Raw genomic sequence first — 13,993 nt, 5'->3', positions numbered from 1 at the left:
TGCTACGCTGAAATCTTTTCGGGGAGTTCACGATGTCCAATTCTGATCTACTGCCTTCGCTGCTTTTCAAGATCAACGAAAACCAACTGGCGCTCGAAGCCGCCATCTTAGAGCTTTCTAAGTGGGTTGAGCAGCGCGGCGCGGCCGACGTCGCCGATAACGTGCGTGGCGCCCTGGACACGATCGACAAAAATGAAGAGTTCATCAAGTTAACCCTCGCCGTGCTGATGACCCCGGACTGATTTGCATTCCGTCGCCAGCATTCGCCATAGCGCCCCGTCTCGTTTACTGTATATCCAAACAGTACCCGTAAGGCGTAACCGTGGACCCCTACGAAATCGAAGACACCGGCGAATGGCTCGGCAGCCCGACCAGGCTAGAAACCGTGACGCATTACGCAAGCATGCTTGAGGAAGACGTCCAGGATCTAAAGCGTCAGCTGCAGGCGGCAAAGGAAAATATTTCCACGTTGGTGGAAATGAACGACCAGCTGTCGACCGAACTCCAAAAGAAGCTGGCATGGATGGCGAACCTGGAGGCAGAAACCACCGACCAGCTTTTCAAGATCCGAAGCCTGACACTGGTTCTTGATCAAAAAGAAAGGATCATTTGCGAGCTGCAAGCTGGCATTCAGAGGAGCTGAACATGTGCGGACGACTTTCCCAATACGATGGCATTCACGACTTCGTGGCGGCACTCAGCATGCCCAACCCTCTGGTGAACAACACTGGTGACCGGCCGTTCGAGCGTTACAACGCTGCCCCGACAACCCAGCTCGCCATTTTTCACCAGGAAGGCGAATATCTACACGCTGACATGGTTCGTTGGGGATGGCGCCCGCATTGGGCCAAGGACCGCGTCGCACCGATCAATGCCCGAGTGGAGAAAGTCGCCCACGGCCCGTTCTTCCGTGACATCTGGCCGCACCGGGCAATCATCGCCATCAACAACTGGTTTGAATGGGTGGATGAAGGCGGACCGAAAAAGCAGCCCTACCTCATCCGCCGGCGCGACCGGTCGCCAATCCTGTGCGCAGCGATCGGCCAATACCCGAACGCCGAGCATGAGCCAAGCGTGCACGATGGCTTCGTGATAATCACCGCCGACAGCGCCGGTGGGATGGTCGATATCCACGACCGACGGCCTGTGACGCTATCGCCAGAGCTCGCCCGGGAATGGCTCGACCCGGCCACGCCGAAAGAACGCGCCGAACAGATGGTGATGCATCAGGGAGAGCCAACGGAGGCGTTCGAGTGGTTCAAGGTGGACCGTGCCGTCGGCAACGTGCGCAATCAGGGCCCTGCGCTGATCGATCCGTTGGCAACTCCGTCATAAGCCATCTCGCAAGCCGCTCCCCGGGCTCTGGCTTGGTCAGCAATTGCAGCCAGTTCGCCCGCTCTTTCGTCAGCGCGCTTGAACACGTCGGCAAGCACCATTGCGAAGTGGGCAGTTGCCTGGCCTGCGGCGGCAGTGCAGGAATCGCCGCTGGCTTCACTGGCTGCGAGTCGGTTGGCAAGGGCGTCGGCTGCCCCGCGCAGGCTGTCAGCAGAAGTGCGAGCGGCAGCAGCATCAGCCGTCGCTTGATCGATGATGCGTTGGCCATCTTGAACCGCCTTGTTGATTGATTGTTGGTAGGCCTGCTCTTTGGTGCGCTCAGCTGCCTCATTGAGCGCCCTCGCCGCTGCGTCATGGGTGTCGCGGCTGTTCCATTCGGACTGCCACTTCTCATCCGTGACGGTCACGCCGTGGTGATAGACGCCGAACAGCACGGCCGCCACCAGCAGCACCGCAGCTATATAGGGAAGGATCCTCAGCATCGCCCTCATGCCAGTACCTTCAGCGCCGTGCTGTAGAACGAATGGCGCTCGACCATTCCATTCGTACCGCCATTGATGCGCCGGGTGACACCTACGAAGTCGCCTGCATCGGCCAGAGCGTTAAGGTTGCGTGAATGCCAAAACCACGCCGCCGACTTCGCCGCCCACTCGGCCTGCTCGAGCAACTCCGGTGTTCGCAGCAACCGATCATCTGAGAACAGCGCCTTGCTGCAAGCCAGATAGTTGTCGTGCCCGGTGATCTGAATCAGGCCGCGCCCGCGGTACGTCTGGCCGTCCCCATCTGCCTCGGGCGTATTGCCCAGTCGCTTGGCCAGCGGACCGGTATCGTACTTGCTCAGGTACTGGTCACCGCCAAGTTCGCGCACATATCGGAACTGGCCCGACTCATGCCCGACCTGGGCGATGAAGGCTGCCACCCTCATCCGGGTATTGATCTGAAAGCGGTCCATGGCCAGGTTCAGCGCAGACGCAAAAACGCCGGCTTGTTTGCCGGCGTTCGGGAGGATTTGCAGCAGCTGCTGCTTTGTTATTGGCATAACAGTCTCCAATGGGCATAATTCTTTGATTTGAATTTAAATGGATCATACTCAGATGATGGGCACGCTCAGGTTTTTCATGGCTAGCTGTGTGGTGCTATTCCATTTGACTGAGTCCGTTCCAAATATCGGAATGCTGGCAGTAGTGTTTTTTTACGCTATCAGCGGATACCTAATAACTCTCGTACTAAATGAGACGTACAAATTCCAAGTCAAAGCATTCACTGAAAACAGAGTACTCAGGCTTTATCCCGCCTACCTTGTGACACTAGCCGTAGGATTGGGCATATCCCTCTCTGAGTCCTTCAAATCATTCCATCACGTTTGGACGATAACAGGATCGCCCTTAGATATACTCGGGAATGCCCTGATATTCCCATGGGGATTAGTGTCTGGCACTACAATTCATCAATTTCGGGTAATACCATCTTCTTGGTCTGTAGGTGTCGAGCTATGTTGCTACGCTATACTAGTGCTCTTCACGGCCAGAAACATAAAAACAGCAATGACAACTGCCGCACTCGCTGCCATCTGGTACATCTACATAACATACTACGTTACAGATCAACTTTTAAAATATTTCCCTGTCCCCGCTGCAATGCTACCTTTCTCACTAGGGGCAATAGCTTATTTTATCTCAAGGCACTCCGAAATTCTTAGGCAAATAAGCCAAAACCAAAAACTTCAGGCATCGATATTCGCATCATGTCTCATAACCTTTACGGCAATCTGGTATTACTCAATCACAACTAGCACTTTGATTGTCAACCACTGGTCTTACTATGCAAATATGGCTCTGGCCTTCGCGACAGTTGTAGTTGTGAACAAAGCTCGAATGACAGGATTAATTGGACGAATCGATAAATACCTGGGCGACTTGGCTTATCCAATGTTTCTTGGTCATTTTATTTATGCATTTTTTGTTTGGAGGCTGTTCGGTGGCGAACAACGAGGGTGGGTGATTTTTGCAATCGCATACCCGGTGACCATCCTCGCAAGCGCCCTGATCGTCAAGTTTGTCGACCAGCCAATCAATAAGATCAGAAATCGAGTTCGCGATTCTGCTCGCTCGGAAGTAGACCTGCCAGCGCCAATCCAGACCCCCTGATGACTTCATGACCGTATCTGAAACTACTCAACGACTACGACCTCACGTAGGCACAACTGGCCAGGCAGGACTCTCAATAGTGAGATCAGCCAAATTCAGAGCTCGACAGTACGCCTGCCAGGCTTGGGCTGAAGTAGTTTCAGCGTCCGTCGCATTACCCAGTTGAAGGGATACAAGCAATGGGGTCATTGCCTGTGATGCCTGCGCCATCAGATTGACCTTCGTCTTTTCGTTAACGGCAAGAATTTCTTCAGGTGTCAGCGGGGGATCTTCTGGCGCCGGAGGCGCGATAAATTCACCTTTGACATAGCTGTGTCCAATCTGAGCAGAATCCGATTGGATAGCGATGACGCCTTCTTCAGGCGCCCATTCCGTTTCTCCGTCCCAGATGGCAACGTTTACGACCAGTTCAGTAGAAAGCTCAATCAGAGCATATCGATCCATAACACTCACCATTCAATGATTACGATGCCTTGACCACCTTGACCGCCGACCCCGCCGGCCCCGCCGGAGTTGTATGGACCGGTACCGCCCGAGCCGCCGCCACCAAAATTCCCAGGAATGCCAGGATTACCGCCAGAGTTTCCGGAGCGTTGTGGAGGGCCGCCACCACCAAAAGGCGCACTACCACCTGCACCGGAGGTGGCTGGCCAACCGTTTGCAGTAGCTGCGCTAGAACCAGCACCATCAGTACCTGAACCGCCGTTAGGGTAGCCTGTACCGCCTGCGCCGCCACCTACCGGACCACCTGCAGTAGCGGCACGACCTCGGCCGCCACCGCTACCTCCAATGAGGGTTATTAATGACCCGATCACAGTGTTGCCGCCCGCTCCGCCATCAGTGGCGTTGTCAAAGCCTTGACCTCCCCCACCTCCGGCTGCACCTGCCGCACCGACAGTAATAGCGATGACCTGCCCCGGAGTAACTGTTTGTGGGGTGCGCTGAGTGGACTGACCCGCACCGCCACCACCGCCGTTAGAAGCCGCAGCTCCCGCCGTATTGCTGCTCCCCCCACCGCCACCGCCGCCGCCCGCGGCTACGCCAGAGGTATAAATAGTGGTCACGCCAGGCGGCACAGTAAAAGAACCACTCGCAGTGAATCGTTGTACGCCCTTCAGATTGCGAATAGCTGCAAGAATCTGATTTTGCGTGCCCTTAACCGGCGTGATTCCAGCGACTGTGAGCAGCGTAATAAGCTCCTCCTGCACGTCGTTGAGCCAATCGTCAGTTAATACCGTGGCCTGCACCCCTCCCGTGGGGTCGCCCTCTGTAAACTTTTTGTCTACCGTGGCACCAGGGCCGTCGATACGATGCATGGTTGTTCTCCGTAGTGGATGGTCAAGGCGCAGTCATAGCCTGCAGGCGTTCGTTGCTGAGCCGTTTCGGTGAGTAGGTGATCTGGCGGATGTGGCAGTTGGTCGTTGATGCCCCATTCCGACCCAACAACAGGGATGACACGCTAGGCAGTGAGCCAGACGTATCCGTCCCGATAAGAACCCCGTTGGTGGCGCAGGCGAAGTCATCTGTGGAGTAGGCGAAGGCGACTTTCTGCCCTGGAGCGCCCACTGCTGACTGCATGCTCGCTTGGTTCACCGAGCCGACAATCGTCGCTCCGCCAGTCCCCGCTATTCCCGAAGGCGCTACCGACGTCAGGATTCGATCAGAAAGACTGCCCAGCTGAGCAATGGTGGTACCCGACGGGCCAACGTTTGTCGCTTCGGAATAGAGGGTGCCGCGTGCCGGGCTGAACCAAGGCGTCAGCGTGTTCACCGCCGCTACATCGGCAGAGCGCGTAACCGGTACAGTAGTTGTCGGGATATGGGAAAGCAGTGATGCACTCTCCTGAATGTCCGCCCCCCAAAAATATGCTCCCGAAGTCCCGTCCCCGGCATAGGTTGTCGTGGTTCCGATGGCCAGTTGGACGCGCATTAGCAGTCGCGTCTCCGCAGGAGTATCCACGACGCCAGTAAACCAGCAGCGTAGCCATCCGTTGCCTACGTCCTCCACCCCAGCAGTCGGAATGGCCGGATCCTTCGAGGTGATGGACTTTGTGGCAAGGTTGAAAACAATCTGTCGCCCGCCAGTGCTACCCACGGCGTAATACAGGTTCATCCGGATGGATGACCGCTCTCCGGCCTTTAGAAAGCACGACGCGCAGAAAACCTGCCCGGCGGTGTAGGTCCCGTTAATCTGCTGGTCCGCAGTGTGAGAGGTCGTATTTGTACTTTCCACCATCTTGTCTGCAGTTAAAGTGCCGTCAGGCGCGGCCGTAGCATTGGCCGATACCGTTGTCTCAAACTTGATCCACGCGGCGTTATCGAACTGAGCACTAAACCGCAGTAGGTTTGTACGCGCCTCCTCCATTAGCAGACCTTTAGGTGCCAACGTCAGCGGGTCGTAATCGAACCGGGGCTGATTGATCGGTACCATCTCGAACAGGCCTGCTGCGTTGAAACGCCCGGCAGTCGTCGACCGCGTGAACGTGATCAGGCCAGCGAAAGTTGTGTTATTTGCGCCTGACCGATAGGTGTCCTGCACGAAGTTGAGGTCGAGCGTGGCGTCGCCATAGGCGAAGATCGGGATGGTATGCGCCGGTGCCAGCTGACGGATCTTGCACTCGAGAGTGTCGCTGCCCCAAACACGCAGACGCTCACCGGTAACAGAAAGGCCGGCCCGAAAGGGAATCACCGTCACATCCGGGGCATGTATACGCCAGGCGAAGACCCAGTCGCCATTGCTCAATACATCGCCTGCGACGGAGCTGCCCGCGCGAAATGGGCGGAACACTTCGATCGTCACGGCGTATCCAAGGGATGCTGCAAGCTGAATGAAGTAATCCGCCGATTGCCCGCCGGTGCTGGTAAGTTTTGCCAGCAAGGCGTTGCGCCGTCCCTGCAACGTTTCCTCAAGGGTTCCCGAACATTTGTCTGGAAGACCCGCCACGCGTTCCCAGTCTGGGAGCAATTCCAAGGTCGTATTCGGATTCACTTCTTGCGGTAGCGCGCTGGCACGGTCATCAACACGAGCCAGCTCGAGCGACATCCCATCAAGAAGATCGTGCAGTGTGGTACCAGGGTCGCGGGGGAATGCCTGTCCAGGTGGAAGCAGCGCTTTAAGCTGCTCCCTGTATTCAGCAGCTGTCGACATTGCGCCTCCTAGAAGCTGGAGAAAGTAAGGGTGCCTAGAATTGGCATATGGCCGGTGGCGTGCGCCACGTCAGCAGTTGGTGTGACGATCTGGTTGTTGTTCTCGCCGGCGGCAAGCGACACGGCTTCGCGTAGGCGGCTGATCAGGATCGTCCCACCAGGTGCGGAGTCGCGGTCGATGAGATCCGTCAATTCCGCGCGGACAGCGTTTTGAACGGTTGTAGTGTTCGGTGTGAGCTTGATCGTCAGGTTCAAGGAATCGGCGATTGGCGCTGCGACAAAGACCTCGGCAGTCACTGGCGCACGGGCGTTGATATAGGCCTGCACCTCCGCCACCTTGGCCGGTGTTGCAATGATGTCCGGAAGGTCATCACAGACGAACAGGACCGTTACAGTGCCGGCGCCCATCTGGCGCGGGTATACCCAGACCCGGGTGACACCGGCCACTTCCAAAGCCCACATCTGGTAATCAAAATCTGCGCCGCCGTGTGGAGGCTGCTGAATTCGCGCCAGCAACCTGGCCAACAGCCGTTGATCCGACTCCGTGTCGACACCGTTCTCGATCTTGGTTGCTGTTGTCCCTGTCGACTGGATGCCAGCGATCGGTGACAACAGGAAGATCGGCAACCCTGAGCCAAAATTGCCGGCTTCACCAGCCTCCAGCGCCAGAACCGGCACTACCAATGGCCCACTGCCGAATACGGCGTCACCGAGCACCTTGTACTGGACTCCGTCTTGGCGCTGCACAATGGTCCCATCGAGAATGGTGGAACCGGCAGTACCGGAAAAGGCAACCGAACCACTGGCAAAACCGGCAGTCTTGCGAACGACTTTCCAGATGGCAGCCCAACGTTCGAGGTATTCCGTATCAGCGGTGTCGATAACCGATTGCTTGGCGATCCAGTCCAGGTGGCCGTACAGCATATGCACAGCCCCGGCTTCGGACTGGCCGATGACCCCGAGCAGCGATCGCCGAAGCACCGCACTGTCGACGCCGGTCACCCGACTGCTGATGTCGGTGATCACGCGGTCAATGAGCTCGGTGAGTGTTGGTCGAGCAAATGGCATCAGGCAGGCCTCTTCGCGGCTTGAGCCGCCCATTCGTAATTGAAGCGATAGCGAACCGGCGAACCGGTCGGTCGGAAAATATCGACGAGAATCAGCATCCAGCCTTGGGCAACGAACTCCGCTTTCACCTCAACGCGAGTTGCTACCAGGTCCTCCACCATCCAGGCCAATGCCTCCCGGCAATACTGCTGAGCACGCCCAAGGATCTGCGGAAGTTGCTTTTCTCGCGCCAGCAGCCAGAGCAGCGACCCGGTCTGGTCCGACGGTGTGGCGTTACCGATATCGCCCCAGTAACCACGCAGATCATCCTGCGGCAGCTCCACGGGGAGCTGCTCGGCGCTAGCCCGGCGATCGGTGAAGAGGCTGATGATGACTGCCGTCTCTAGGCCGTCATCTCGCGCCAAATCGAAGCCCGACAACAACAGCTCTCCGCCGTTTTCAGTCATTACCATTGCGGCATCAGCCATCAGATCGGCACTCCTGAGGTTCCACTACCGGCAGTAACCCCGTTGTGTTTATGGGTGCTACCGATGTCCTTACCGTTGTTCTTGATGGTGCCGGTGCTGGTGATGTTGCCGATCACTTCAAGATCGCCCACCAGCTTGATCGTCGGCGCCACTGCTTCCAGGTGCTGAACAGCCGTCACCTTCACCATCTCGCGCAGCAACTCGATCTTGTTGCCCAAGTCGTCGTAGATGGCCACCTCACCGGCGAGCAGAGGGATGCGGTACCGGCGGTCATCGACAACCAGGACAATCCCCTGCTCCCGGTTGCCCCCCAGAAAAGCGACCGCAACATCACCGCCTTTCGGGTGACTGGTGAATCCGTAGTTCTGCATGTGCTCAAGCCCATCGCGGAGTTCATCCTTGAGCAACTCAACCTGCACCTGTTGCCTGGGGCCGGAATCATTGACGCCCCGCAGCACGCCACGGGAGAACATCATCATTACGCGGCTGCCAATCTCGCGGAGCGCTTCCCTCATTTCGGTGGATCCTCTTCGCCGATGGCTTCAGCCCAAATGTTGCGCTGACCCTTTTTGCCGGCCTTTGTTTTTTTCGCTTTCTTACCGTCGGGTGGCTCTGGGTCGAAGGCCTGCGGGCTGACGATCTCAAGCTTGGCCGTGGTCCCGCCTTCGCCGCGCTCGTAAGTGACTTGGCGGATTAGCATCCAACCATCCATGCGAAGCCAGGACGATCGGACGTAGACCAGCATGCCGGGTTCCCACAGCGCTCCGCCTGGGCTTTGCCGCCATCCATAGACTGAAACGCTGGCAGCAGCGGACTTGCCAATTCGGCTGTTCGCCTCCCACGTGGCGCGATCCTGCAGGCTTGCAGTTGTGCCGCCGATCTCGGCGACCAGTAGCATTGGTCGATAACGTTTGATGCCGCTGTCGGTAACGCTGCCTTCGATGTGAGCCTCGGTTTCTCCGGTGCTGTCGGGGCTGTAACTTGCCTGACCTTTCACCTGGTAGTTGCTGAACCGCTGGCTGTGATCAATGGTGCCGCTGGCATTGAGGATGTTTTCACCCTGCACCAGAGCAGTTGTGGCGCGCCGAACGCCTGCACGGGTAATCAACAACCCGCCAGCGCCGTCAGGCATTAACAGCGCCTTGCGTTGCCGGGCGTAGCGCTCAATCGCTTTGAAGGCTGTTTCGCCCTGTTGAAGCTTGCAGACCTGAAACGGCTCACCAACGGCTATATCCGCCTTCACCGTCACCCCGAACGGAGCAGCGAGGATCTGCGCAAACTTGAGCAGGTCGATGTTTTTCCATTCATCCGGCGCGTGCACCGCGCTGCAATCCACCAGGTCGGCAACCTTATCCCGGCCCTGCACGTTGATCGTGTGGTCGTTCGCACTGTAGGACGGTTTGAAAATATCCACGTAGCCGATCACCATCGGAAAGCCGGCTAGCCTGACCTCGCACGCATCACCCGGGAGAATCGGCCAGGGCTCTACTTGTGCCAGCGATCGGTTTCCCGCCTCCCATTTTTCGGTGAGCGATGCCGTGAAGGCCGTGGTTGCCGCATCGATCGCACGGGTGACACCAAGAGAAGTCCAGCCGGCGTACTTCATACCGTTGACCAACAGCTCCAAGTCATCCATCTGCGAGTACCTCGAGCTGTTGTCCGCCCATTAAAAAACCCGGGTGTCGCGCTGAATTGCGGTTCGAGATGTCATCGGCGCGTCCGGCGTCGCCGTAGATCTGATAAGCCACCAGCAAGGAAGGCAGCGTTTCACGCGGCACGTACTGAACAATCCGGGCAAGGTTTTGTTCCGGGTTGGGCACGGCCTGAACCACACTGGTACGCAAATCAGACAGTGCGACGTACACTTCATCGTTCGGCGTGACTTCGCTTTCGGCGTCTATACGGTCGACCAGATCCTCTCGGACTTTGATTGCTGCCTGATAGCTGTCGTAAACGGTTGGAACAGGGAGCGTTTGCGTAACACCAGGCGCCGTCTGCGTTGCTCTTTTCGATCCCTGCGGAATACCCAGTGCCGTCCGAGGTACTCCTGTCGATGCCTGCGTGACAGCCGTCGTCGTAACCACCGGGGTTTGCGTAACGACCGCAGCCTTGGCGGCCTCGGCTACAGCCACCTGGCGCACCAGTGCATTCATCGCAATTGCATTGGTGGCCTGCTGCTGGCGGCTTGGCGTTGCGGTACTGCCTGTATAGGTCCTCGGCGAACGGTCAAACAAACTGGTCAGCATGCTGAAAGCGTTTGCTCCAAAAGCGGAGCGAACCGAACCGATCAAACCGGTGATACGGCTGACCATATTCAATGGCTTCTGGACCAAACTTGAAGCGTCGGAAACAAGCCCACGCGCTTGCAGGTAAAAGTCAGATGCTGCCTTCAAGTCACCGGAGAAATTCAAGCCCGGCGCCGCCATGTACTCACCAAGGCCTGCCAGCCCTGACGCAGCAGATTCCGCCACGTAGGCGGGAAATCCTGTGGTCAGGAAGTCAGACAAAAAGCTTGATTCCGCTGCAGCGGTGACGGTGTTGCCCTTGGCGCTGATCGCATTGACGCTATCAACATTTGCCGATGGGTAGGCCGCCTCCCCCGCTTCCAAAAATGTGAGTGCGATAGTGCACTTTCCACCTTCAGCCGCGGTCTCGCTGATGTTCAGGCCGCGACAAACAACGTTCATTTCCCCGCGATACGGGTGAACCAGAGCACCCGGGCCGGCGACCTCGCAGGCTTTGATCAATTCGTCCCGGTTTAGGTGGTAGTCCTTACCGAGCAGATAGCCGACAACCGAAAACTCACGGGACTTCCGACCCAGGTCTTCGGTGTACGGAGTGTCGCGCTGTGCAGTTTCGTGGACGGCTTGACGCCGACCGTGGCTGCTGTCCGCACTTTCCACAAAAAAGGCCACGCCGCGAAAGGTCGCGGCGCGGTAGGTGTCTCGCCAAGTCATGGAAAACTCCGGTTAGGGGGCCATCATTGAGTAACCGAGGTCGGTGTCGAACGTCGCGCCCTGGCTGCCCTCGGTTTTAACCTTGGTGCCTGGCGGCAGGTTGTTCATGTCGACTTGCACCAACACTTTCTGCGCTGGCTGTTCGACTGCCTGCGCAGCGGTCTGACCAACCTGAGCTGCGCGCTGGCCCAACTCAGTGACTGAACGGCGCGGCCCAAGTGCGGCGTTTGGATCGGTGGCCAAGGCTGCGGCGACGCTGGAGGTTCCAGGATCAGCACCCGTCACGTCACCCATCGAGGCACCGTCAATACCCAGCAGCTTTTTCGCCCAATCGGGTAAACCGTTTTTTAACGCAGCGACGGCATCCGATATTTTCGAACCGAGGATTGCTCCCAGGTCCCATCCGGTCAGATATTTGATCAGCCCGCCGAAGGACTCCATCATCAACTTGACCGGGTTGTGCTCGAGCCAAACGTTCACGATGGCACTGAACTTGGTTCCAAGGATTGCACTAAGGTCCCAGGCACTGAGGAATTGGACCAACCCGTTGAATGCCTCCTGCATCAACGTAACCGGGTTGTATTCGTTCCAAACCTTAACAATGGCGTTGAACTTGGCCCCAATGATTGCACTGAGGTCCCAGCTGGTCAGGTATTGAACCAGCCCGTTGAACGCCACCTGTATCAAGGCGACCGGATTGTATTCGTTCCAAACCTTAACAATAGCGCTGAACTTGGTCCCGATGATTGCACTGAGGTCCCAACTGGTCAGATATTGAACCAGCCCGTTAAAAGCCTCCATCATCAAAGTGACCGGGTTGTACTCAAGCCAAAGCTTCACAATACCGTTGATGATGCCGTCGCTGAACGCCGCTTTCACGCCGGCCCATTTCTCCGTGAAGAATGCGACCAGGCCGTCCCAGTTTTTGTAGATTACGTACGCCGCTGCACCAATCGCTAAAACGGCTAGCAGGAACCAACCCACAGGTGTTGTCAGCAAAGCTACACCGACAGTCTTAATTGCTCCAACCAGGCTCACGAGGCTTACAAGCAATCCGCCGCCGATGTATGCACCTAGCACAGCTAACACGATGTTTGCTCCGCCGAATGTGTCGCTTAGCTCGCCAATCACCTTAATCACTGGTTGGATACCGTCGTAAAGGTCATTAATAAAGCCAGTGACCTTTTCGATGTTGCCGGGCAAGTTTTCAGCAAAGCTGGTCGCGAACGCCTCGATCTGCGGTCGGTACTTGACGATGTTGTCGATCAACTTCGAACCGAGAATGTTCAGTTGTGGCACCAGCGAACTGCCTATTGAGTTGCCAACACCGCTCAGAGCGGTATGGAGCGTGTCCAGCGTGTCACCGAAGGTCTCGCCCTCGCGCACGGCGCTATCGGAGATGACGATACCCAAGCGACGAGCTTCGTCCGCCATGTCCTTGATACCCGCGCCACCGCCACGAATCAGTGGCAGCAGCTCAGTAGCACTCTTGCCGAAGATTTTCACCGCTGCTTCCGCCTGCAACGACGGGTCTTTGATCTTGGAGATTCGGTTAACGAACGTGTCGAACAAAGCATCGGTACTTTTCAGTTTGCCTGAAGAGTCTTTGATATTGATGCCCAGCCCCTTGAACATCTCCTTCAGGTCTTTCGAGCCTGCTGTCGCCTTACCGACGTTGATCTGCATTTTTTGCAGCGCACCGCCCAAGGTCTCGGCAGACGACCCCGTCAGCTTCGCCGCGAAGCTTAGCTCCTGGAACCGCTCGCGGCTGATACCCGTGCGCTCGGCGGTGTCGCCGATCGCGCCAGTGGCATCAGCGAAACCCTGGAAGAACAAGTTCAAGGCGGCACCGGTGATGCCCAGTGTCGCCCCTAACCCCAGGATTTTCTTTGCGCTGGAACTGACGGCAGTACCTATTCCGCCAATAGCGCCACCAACACCCTTAAGGCTGTTCGCGAACACTGGCAGACCAGTACGATCAAGTGCGCCGGTCACACCGGCACTGGCTTGCTTAACCTTGGAGAACATGCCGCGCAATGGAGCGGTGAGCTTGTCGACGGCCTTGATGACGACGTCTAGGGAGTATCCTTTGTTTGCCATCCGACCCATTCCTCAGTGCGTTCAAGCCACCAGTCCAGCTGTTCGAAATCCATTTCCATGACTTCCGTGGGCTGAACGCCCATCACCTTGACGACGACAGTCACTCCTGACTCCCACCCCCGAGGTGCTTCAGTAAAAAATCTCGGGCTTCTTGAATCAGGACCGCCTGATCATCCTCGCTGAGCTCTTCGATCATGGCGGTTGGCTGGCCAACCATCTTGGCCGCGAGGTCAATCAGGGTGGCGAAGTCCATGTCGACGCCGCCGCTGCCCTTACCGTCCGAAGTAATGCGCAGCGCGTGGCCACGCAGGTACTTCAACTTCCGGGTGACGGTGACCTCGGTGAAGGATTGCTTGCCAAACTCGGCAGGCTCGACCAACTGGATTACTTTTTCCTTTGCCATTAGCGAACCTCCTCAGCCGACATGCCTTCGAGACGAAGAGCAATGTTGCCCTCTTCGGTGTTGCCGGTGCCCTCGCCGGCGTACCAGGCTTCACGCAGCATGATGACCTTGCCGTTCGCCAGTTCCAGCGTGGCAGTGGCGTCATCAAGGGTGACCAGGTCTTCCAGATTCAACTCATTGCGGTCGGTGATCTCGCCCTCAATGAAAGGAACCTGCGGCACTTCCTTGTAGCCGTGGACGCGATCGCTACCGACCACACCTTCCTTCTTCGGCTTGCCGAGGTTGTAGGTGAAGTTGCCCTTGGCGAAGTACATGTCGCCGTTGAGCTTCAAGGCGATGATCCCGCCGATGCGGTTTTTGCCTGCCATGT

General features: G+C 57.2%; 17 protein-coding genes. 4 read left to right on the top strand and 13 right to left on the bottom strand.

The genetic code is table 11. The features are described 5' to 3' along the window. The first annotated feature begins 32 nt into the window (after positions 1 to 32). The 3 genes from HGP31_RS11510 to HGP31_RS11500 all read left to right on the top strand — a co-directional run bounded on the left by HGP31_RS11510 (position 33) and on the right by HGP31_RS11500 (position 1,335). Positions 33 to 242: a hypothetical protein gene (locus tag HGP31_RS11510; RefSeq protein WP_168757736.1), complete on the top strand. Its 210-nt coding sequence runs from the start codon at positions 33 to 35 to the stop codon at positions 240 to 242. Between the two features lie 80 nt (positions 243 to 322). Next, the gene (locus tag HGP31_RS11505) at positions 323 to 643 is read left to right on the top strand and encodes a hypothetical protein (RefSeq protein ID WP_168757735.1); all 321 of its coding nucleotides are present in this window, start codon (positions 323 to 325) and stop codon (positions 641 to 643) included. 2 nt (positions 644 to 645) lie between these two features. After that, positions 646 to 1,335 carry an SOS response-associated peptidase family protein gene (locus tag HGP31_RS11500; protein ID WP_168757734.1) on the top strand — a complete coding sequence of 230 codons (690 nt, stop codon included), beginning with the start codon at positions 646 to 648 and terminating at the stop codon, positions 1,333 to 1,335. On the opposite strand, the gene HGP31_RS11495 is transcribed toward HGP31_RS11500, so the two are convergent. Both HGP31_RS11495 and HGP31_RS11490 read right to left on the bottom strand, forming a co-directional pair. Further along, complete coding sequence (locus tag HGP31_RS11495; RefSeq protein WP_168757733.1) at positions 1,293 to 1,826, bottom strand: DUF2514 family protein; 534 nt, start codon at positions 1,824 to 1,826, stop codon at positions 1,293 to 1,295. The genes HGP31_RS11500 and HGP31_RS11495 overlap by 43 nt on opposite strands. After that, positions 1,823 to 2,374: a glycoside hydrolase family 19 protein gene (locus HGP31_RS11490; protein ID WP_168757732.1), complete on the bottom strand. Its 552-nt coding sequence runs from the start codon at positions 2,372 to 2,374 to the stop codon at positions 1,823 to 1,825. The genes HGP31_RS11495 and HGP31_RS11490 overlap by 4 nt, the downstream gene beginning before the upstream one ends. 55 nt (positions 2,375 to 2,429) lie before the next feature. Here HGP31_RS11490 and HGP31_RS11485 point away from each other — a divergent pair, with 55 nt between their 5' ends. After that, entirely contained in the window at positions 2,430 to 3,482 is a 1,053-nt protein-coding gene (locus HGP31_RS11485; RefSeq protein WP_168757731.1) for an acyltransferase family protein, read from the top strand. A gap of 42 nt (positions 3,483 to 3,524) precedes the next feature. On the opposite strand, the gene HGP31_RS11480 is transcribed toward HGP31_RS11485, so the two are convergent. The 11 genes from HGP31_RS11480 to HGP31_RS11430 all read right to left on the bottom strand — a co-directional run bounded on the left by HGP31_RS11480 (position 3,525) and on the right by HGP31_RS11430 (position 13,991). After that, positions 3,525 to 3,926, bottom strand: a complete 402-nt coding sequence (locus tag HGP31_RS11480) for a tail fiber assembly protein (protein ID WP_168757730.1) — start codon at positions 3,924 to 3,926, stop codon at positions 3,525 to 3,527. 5 nt (positions 3,927 to 3,931) lie between these two features. Next, complete coding sequence (locus tag HGP31_RS31095) at positions 3,932 to 4,798, bottom strand: glycine-rich domain-containing protein (RefSeq protein WP_476748416.1); 867 nt, start codon at positions 4,796 to 4,798, stop codon at positions 3,932 to 3,934. 22 nt (positions 4,799 to 4,820) lie between these two features. Further along, a complete protein-coding gene (locus HGP31_RS11470; protein ID WP_168757728.1) occupies positions 4,821 to 6,629 on the bottom strand; it encodes a YmfQ family protein in 1,809 nt (602 codons plus the stop codon). An 8-nt stretch (positions 6,630 to 6,637) separates the two neighbouring features. Further along, positions 6,638 to 7,696, bottom strand: a complete 1,059-nt coding sequence (locus HGP31_RS11465) for a baseplate J/gp47 family protein (protein WP_168757727.1) — start codon at positions 7,694 to 7,696, stop codon at positions 6,638 to 6,640. After that, positions 7,696 to 8,163 carry a phage GP46 family protein gene (locus HGP31_RS11460; RefSeq protein WP_168757726.1) on the bottom strand — a complete coding sequence of 156 codons (468 nt, stop codon included), beginning with the start codon at positions 8,161 to 8,163 and terminating at the stop codon, positions 7,696 to 7,698. The genes HGP31_RS11465 and HGP31_RS11460 overlap by 1 nt, the downstream gene beginning before the upstream one ends. Continuing rightward, complete coding sequence (locus HGP31_RS11455; RefSeq protein WP_168757725.1) at positions 8,163 to 8,678, bottom strand: phage baseplate assembly protein V; 516 nt, start codon at positions 8,676 to 8,678, stop codon at positions 8,163 to 8,165. Before HGP31_RS11455 ends, HGP31_RS11460 begins: the two co-directional genes overlap by 1 nt. After that, positions 8,675 to 9,799, bottom strand: coding sequence for a phage baseplate assembly protein (locus HGP31_RS11450; protein WP_168757724.1), 1,125 nt, complete (start codon positions 9,797 to 9,799; stop codon positions 8,675 to 8,677). Before HGP31_RS11450 ends, HGP31_RS11455 begins: the two co-directional genes overlap by 4 nt. Then, complete coding sequence (locus HGP31_RS11445; protein ID WP_168757723.1) at positions 9,792 to 11,120, bottom strand: DNA circularization protein; 1,329 nt, start codon at positions 11,118 to 11,120, stop codon at positions 9,792 to 9,794. Before HGP31_RS11445 ends, HGP31_RS11450 begins: the two co-directional genes overlap by 8 nt. A 12-nt stretch (positions 11,121 to 11,132) precedes the next feature. Next, complete coding sequence (locus HGP31_RS11440; protein ID WP_168757722.1) at positions 11,133 to 13,220, bottom strand: phage tail tape measure protein; 2,088 nt, start codon at positions 13,218 to 13,220, stop codon at positions 11,133 to 11,135. 100 nt (positions 13,221 to 13,320) lie between these two features. Beyond that, positions 13,321 to 13,623, bottom strand: coding sequence for a hypothetical protein (locus HGP31_RS11435; RefSeq protein WP_168757721.1), 303 nt, complete (start codon positions 13,621 to 13,623; stop codon positions 13,321 to 13,323). Further along, positions 13,623 to 13,991: a phage tail tube protein gene (locus HGP31_RS11430; RefSeq protein WP_168757720.1), complete on the bottom strand. Its 369-nt coding sequence runs from the start codon at positions 13,989 to 13,991 to the stop codon at positions 13,623 to 13,625. Before HGP31_RS11430 ends, HGP31_RS11435 begins: the two co-directional genes overlap by 1 nt. Between the last annotated feature and the right edge of the window lie 2 nt (positions 13,992 to 13,993).

It is taken from the genome of Pseudomonas umsongensis, from assembly GCF_012647205.1.
Classification (GTDB): domain Bacteria; phylum Pseudomonadota; class Gammaproteobacteria; order Pseudomonadales; family Pseudomonadaceae; genus Aquipseudomonas; species Aquipseudomonas umsongensis.
The sequence above is the reverse complement of the archived record's forward strand: the minus strand, read 5'-3'. Positions and strand labels throughout refer to the sequence as shown.

What these genes read in the sequence shown, in the direction of transcription:
- HGP31_RS31095 (WP_476748416.1), bottom strand. Translation starts at nt 4,798, where the DNA reads ATGCATCGTATCGACGGCCCTGGTGCCACGGTAGACAAAAAGTTTACA.
- HGP31_RS11510 (WP_168757736.1), top strand. Translation starts at nt 33, where the DNA reads ATGTCCAATTCTGATCTACTGCCTTCGCTGCTTTTCAAGATCAACGAA.
- HGP31_RS11495 (WP_168757733.1), bottom strand. Translation starts at nt 1,826, where the DNA reads ATGAGGGCGATGCTGAGGATCCTTCCCTATATAGCTGCGGTGCTGCTG.
- HGP31_RS11490 (WP_168757732.1), bottom strand. Translation starts at nt 2,374, where the DNA reads ATGCCAATAACAAAGCAGCAGCTGCTGCAAATCCTCCCGAACGCCGGC.
- HGP31_RS11440 (WP_168757722.1), bottom strand. Translation starts at nt 13,220, where the DNA reads ATGGCAAACAAAGGATACTCCCTAGACGTCGTCATCAAGGCCGTCGAC.
- HGP31_RS11465 (WP_168757727.1), bottom strand. Translation starts at nt 7,696, where the DNA reads ATGCCATTTGCTCGACCAACACTCACCGAGCTCATTGACCGCGTGATC.
- HGP31_RS11500 (WP_168757734.1), top strand. Translation starts at nt 646, where the DNA reads ATGTGCGGACGACTTTCCCAATACGATGGCATTCACGACTTCGTGGCG.
- HGP31_RS11435 (WP_168757721.1), bottom strand. Translation starts at nt 13,623, where the DNA reads ATGGCAAAGGAAAAAGTAATCCAGTTGGTCGAGCCTGCCGAGTTTGGC.
- HGP31_RS11470 (WP_168757728.1), bottom strand. Translation starts at nt 6,629, where the DNA reads ATGTCGACAGCTGCTGAATACAGGGAGCAGCTTAAAGCGCTGCTTCCA.
- HGP31_RS11480 (WP_168757730.1), bottom strand. Translation starts at nt 3,926, where the DNA reads ATGGATCGATATGCTCTGATTGAGCTTTCTACTGAACTGGTCGTAAAC.
- HGP31_RS11455 (WP_168757725.1), bottom strand. Translation starts at nt 8,678, where the DNA reads ATGAGGGAAGCGCTCCGCGAGATTGGCAGCCGCGTAATGATGATGTTC.
- HGP31_RS11460 (WP_168757726.1), bottom strand. Translation starts at nt 8,163, where the DNA reads ATGGCTGATGCCGCAATGGTAATGACTGAAAACGGCGGAGAGCTGTTG.
- HGP31_RS11445 (WP_168757723.1), bottom strand. Translation starts at nt 11,120, where the DNA reads ATGACTTGGCGAGACACCTACCGCGCCGCGACCTTTCGCGGCGTGGCC.
- HGP31_RS11430 (WP_168757720.1), bottom strand. Translation starts at nt 13,991, where the DNA reads ATGGCAGGCAAAAACCGCATCGGCGGGATCATCGCCTTGAAGCTCAAC.
- HGP31_RS11450 (WP_168757724.1), bottom strand. Translation starts at nt 9,799, where the DNA reads ATGGATGACTTGGAGCTGTTGGTCAACGGTATGAAGTACGCCGGCTGG.
- HGP31_RS11485 (WP_168757731.1), top strand. Translation starts at nt 2,430, where the DNA reads ATGATGGGCACGCTCAGGTTTTTCATGGCTAGCTGTGTGGTGCTATTC.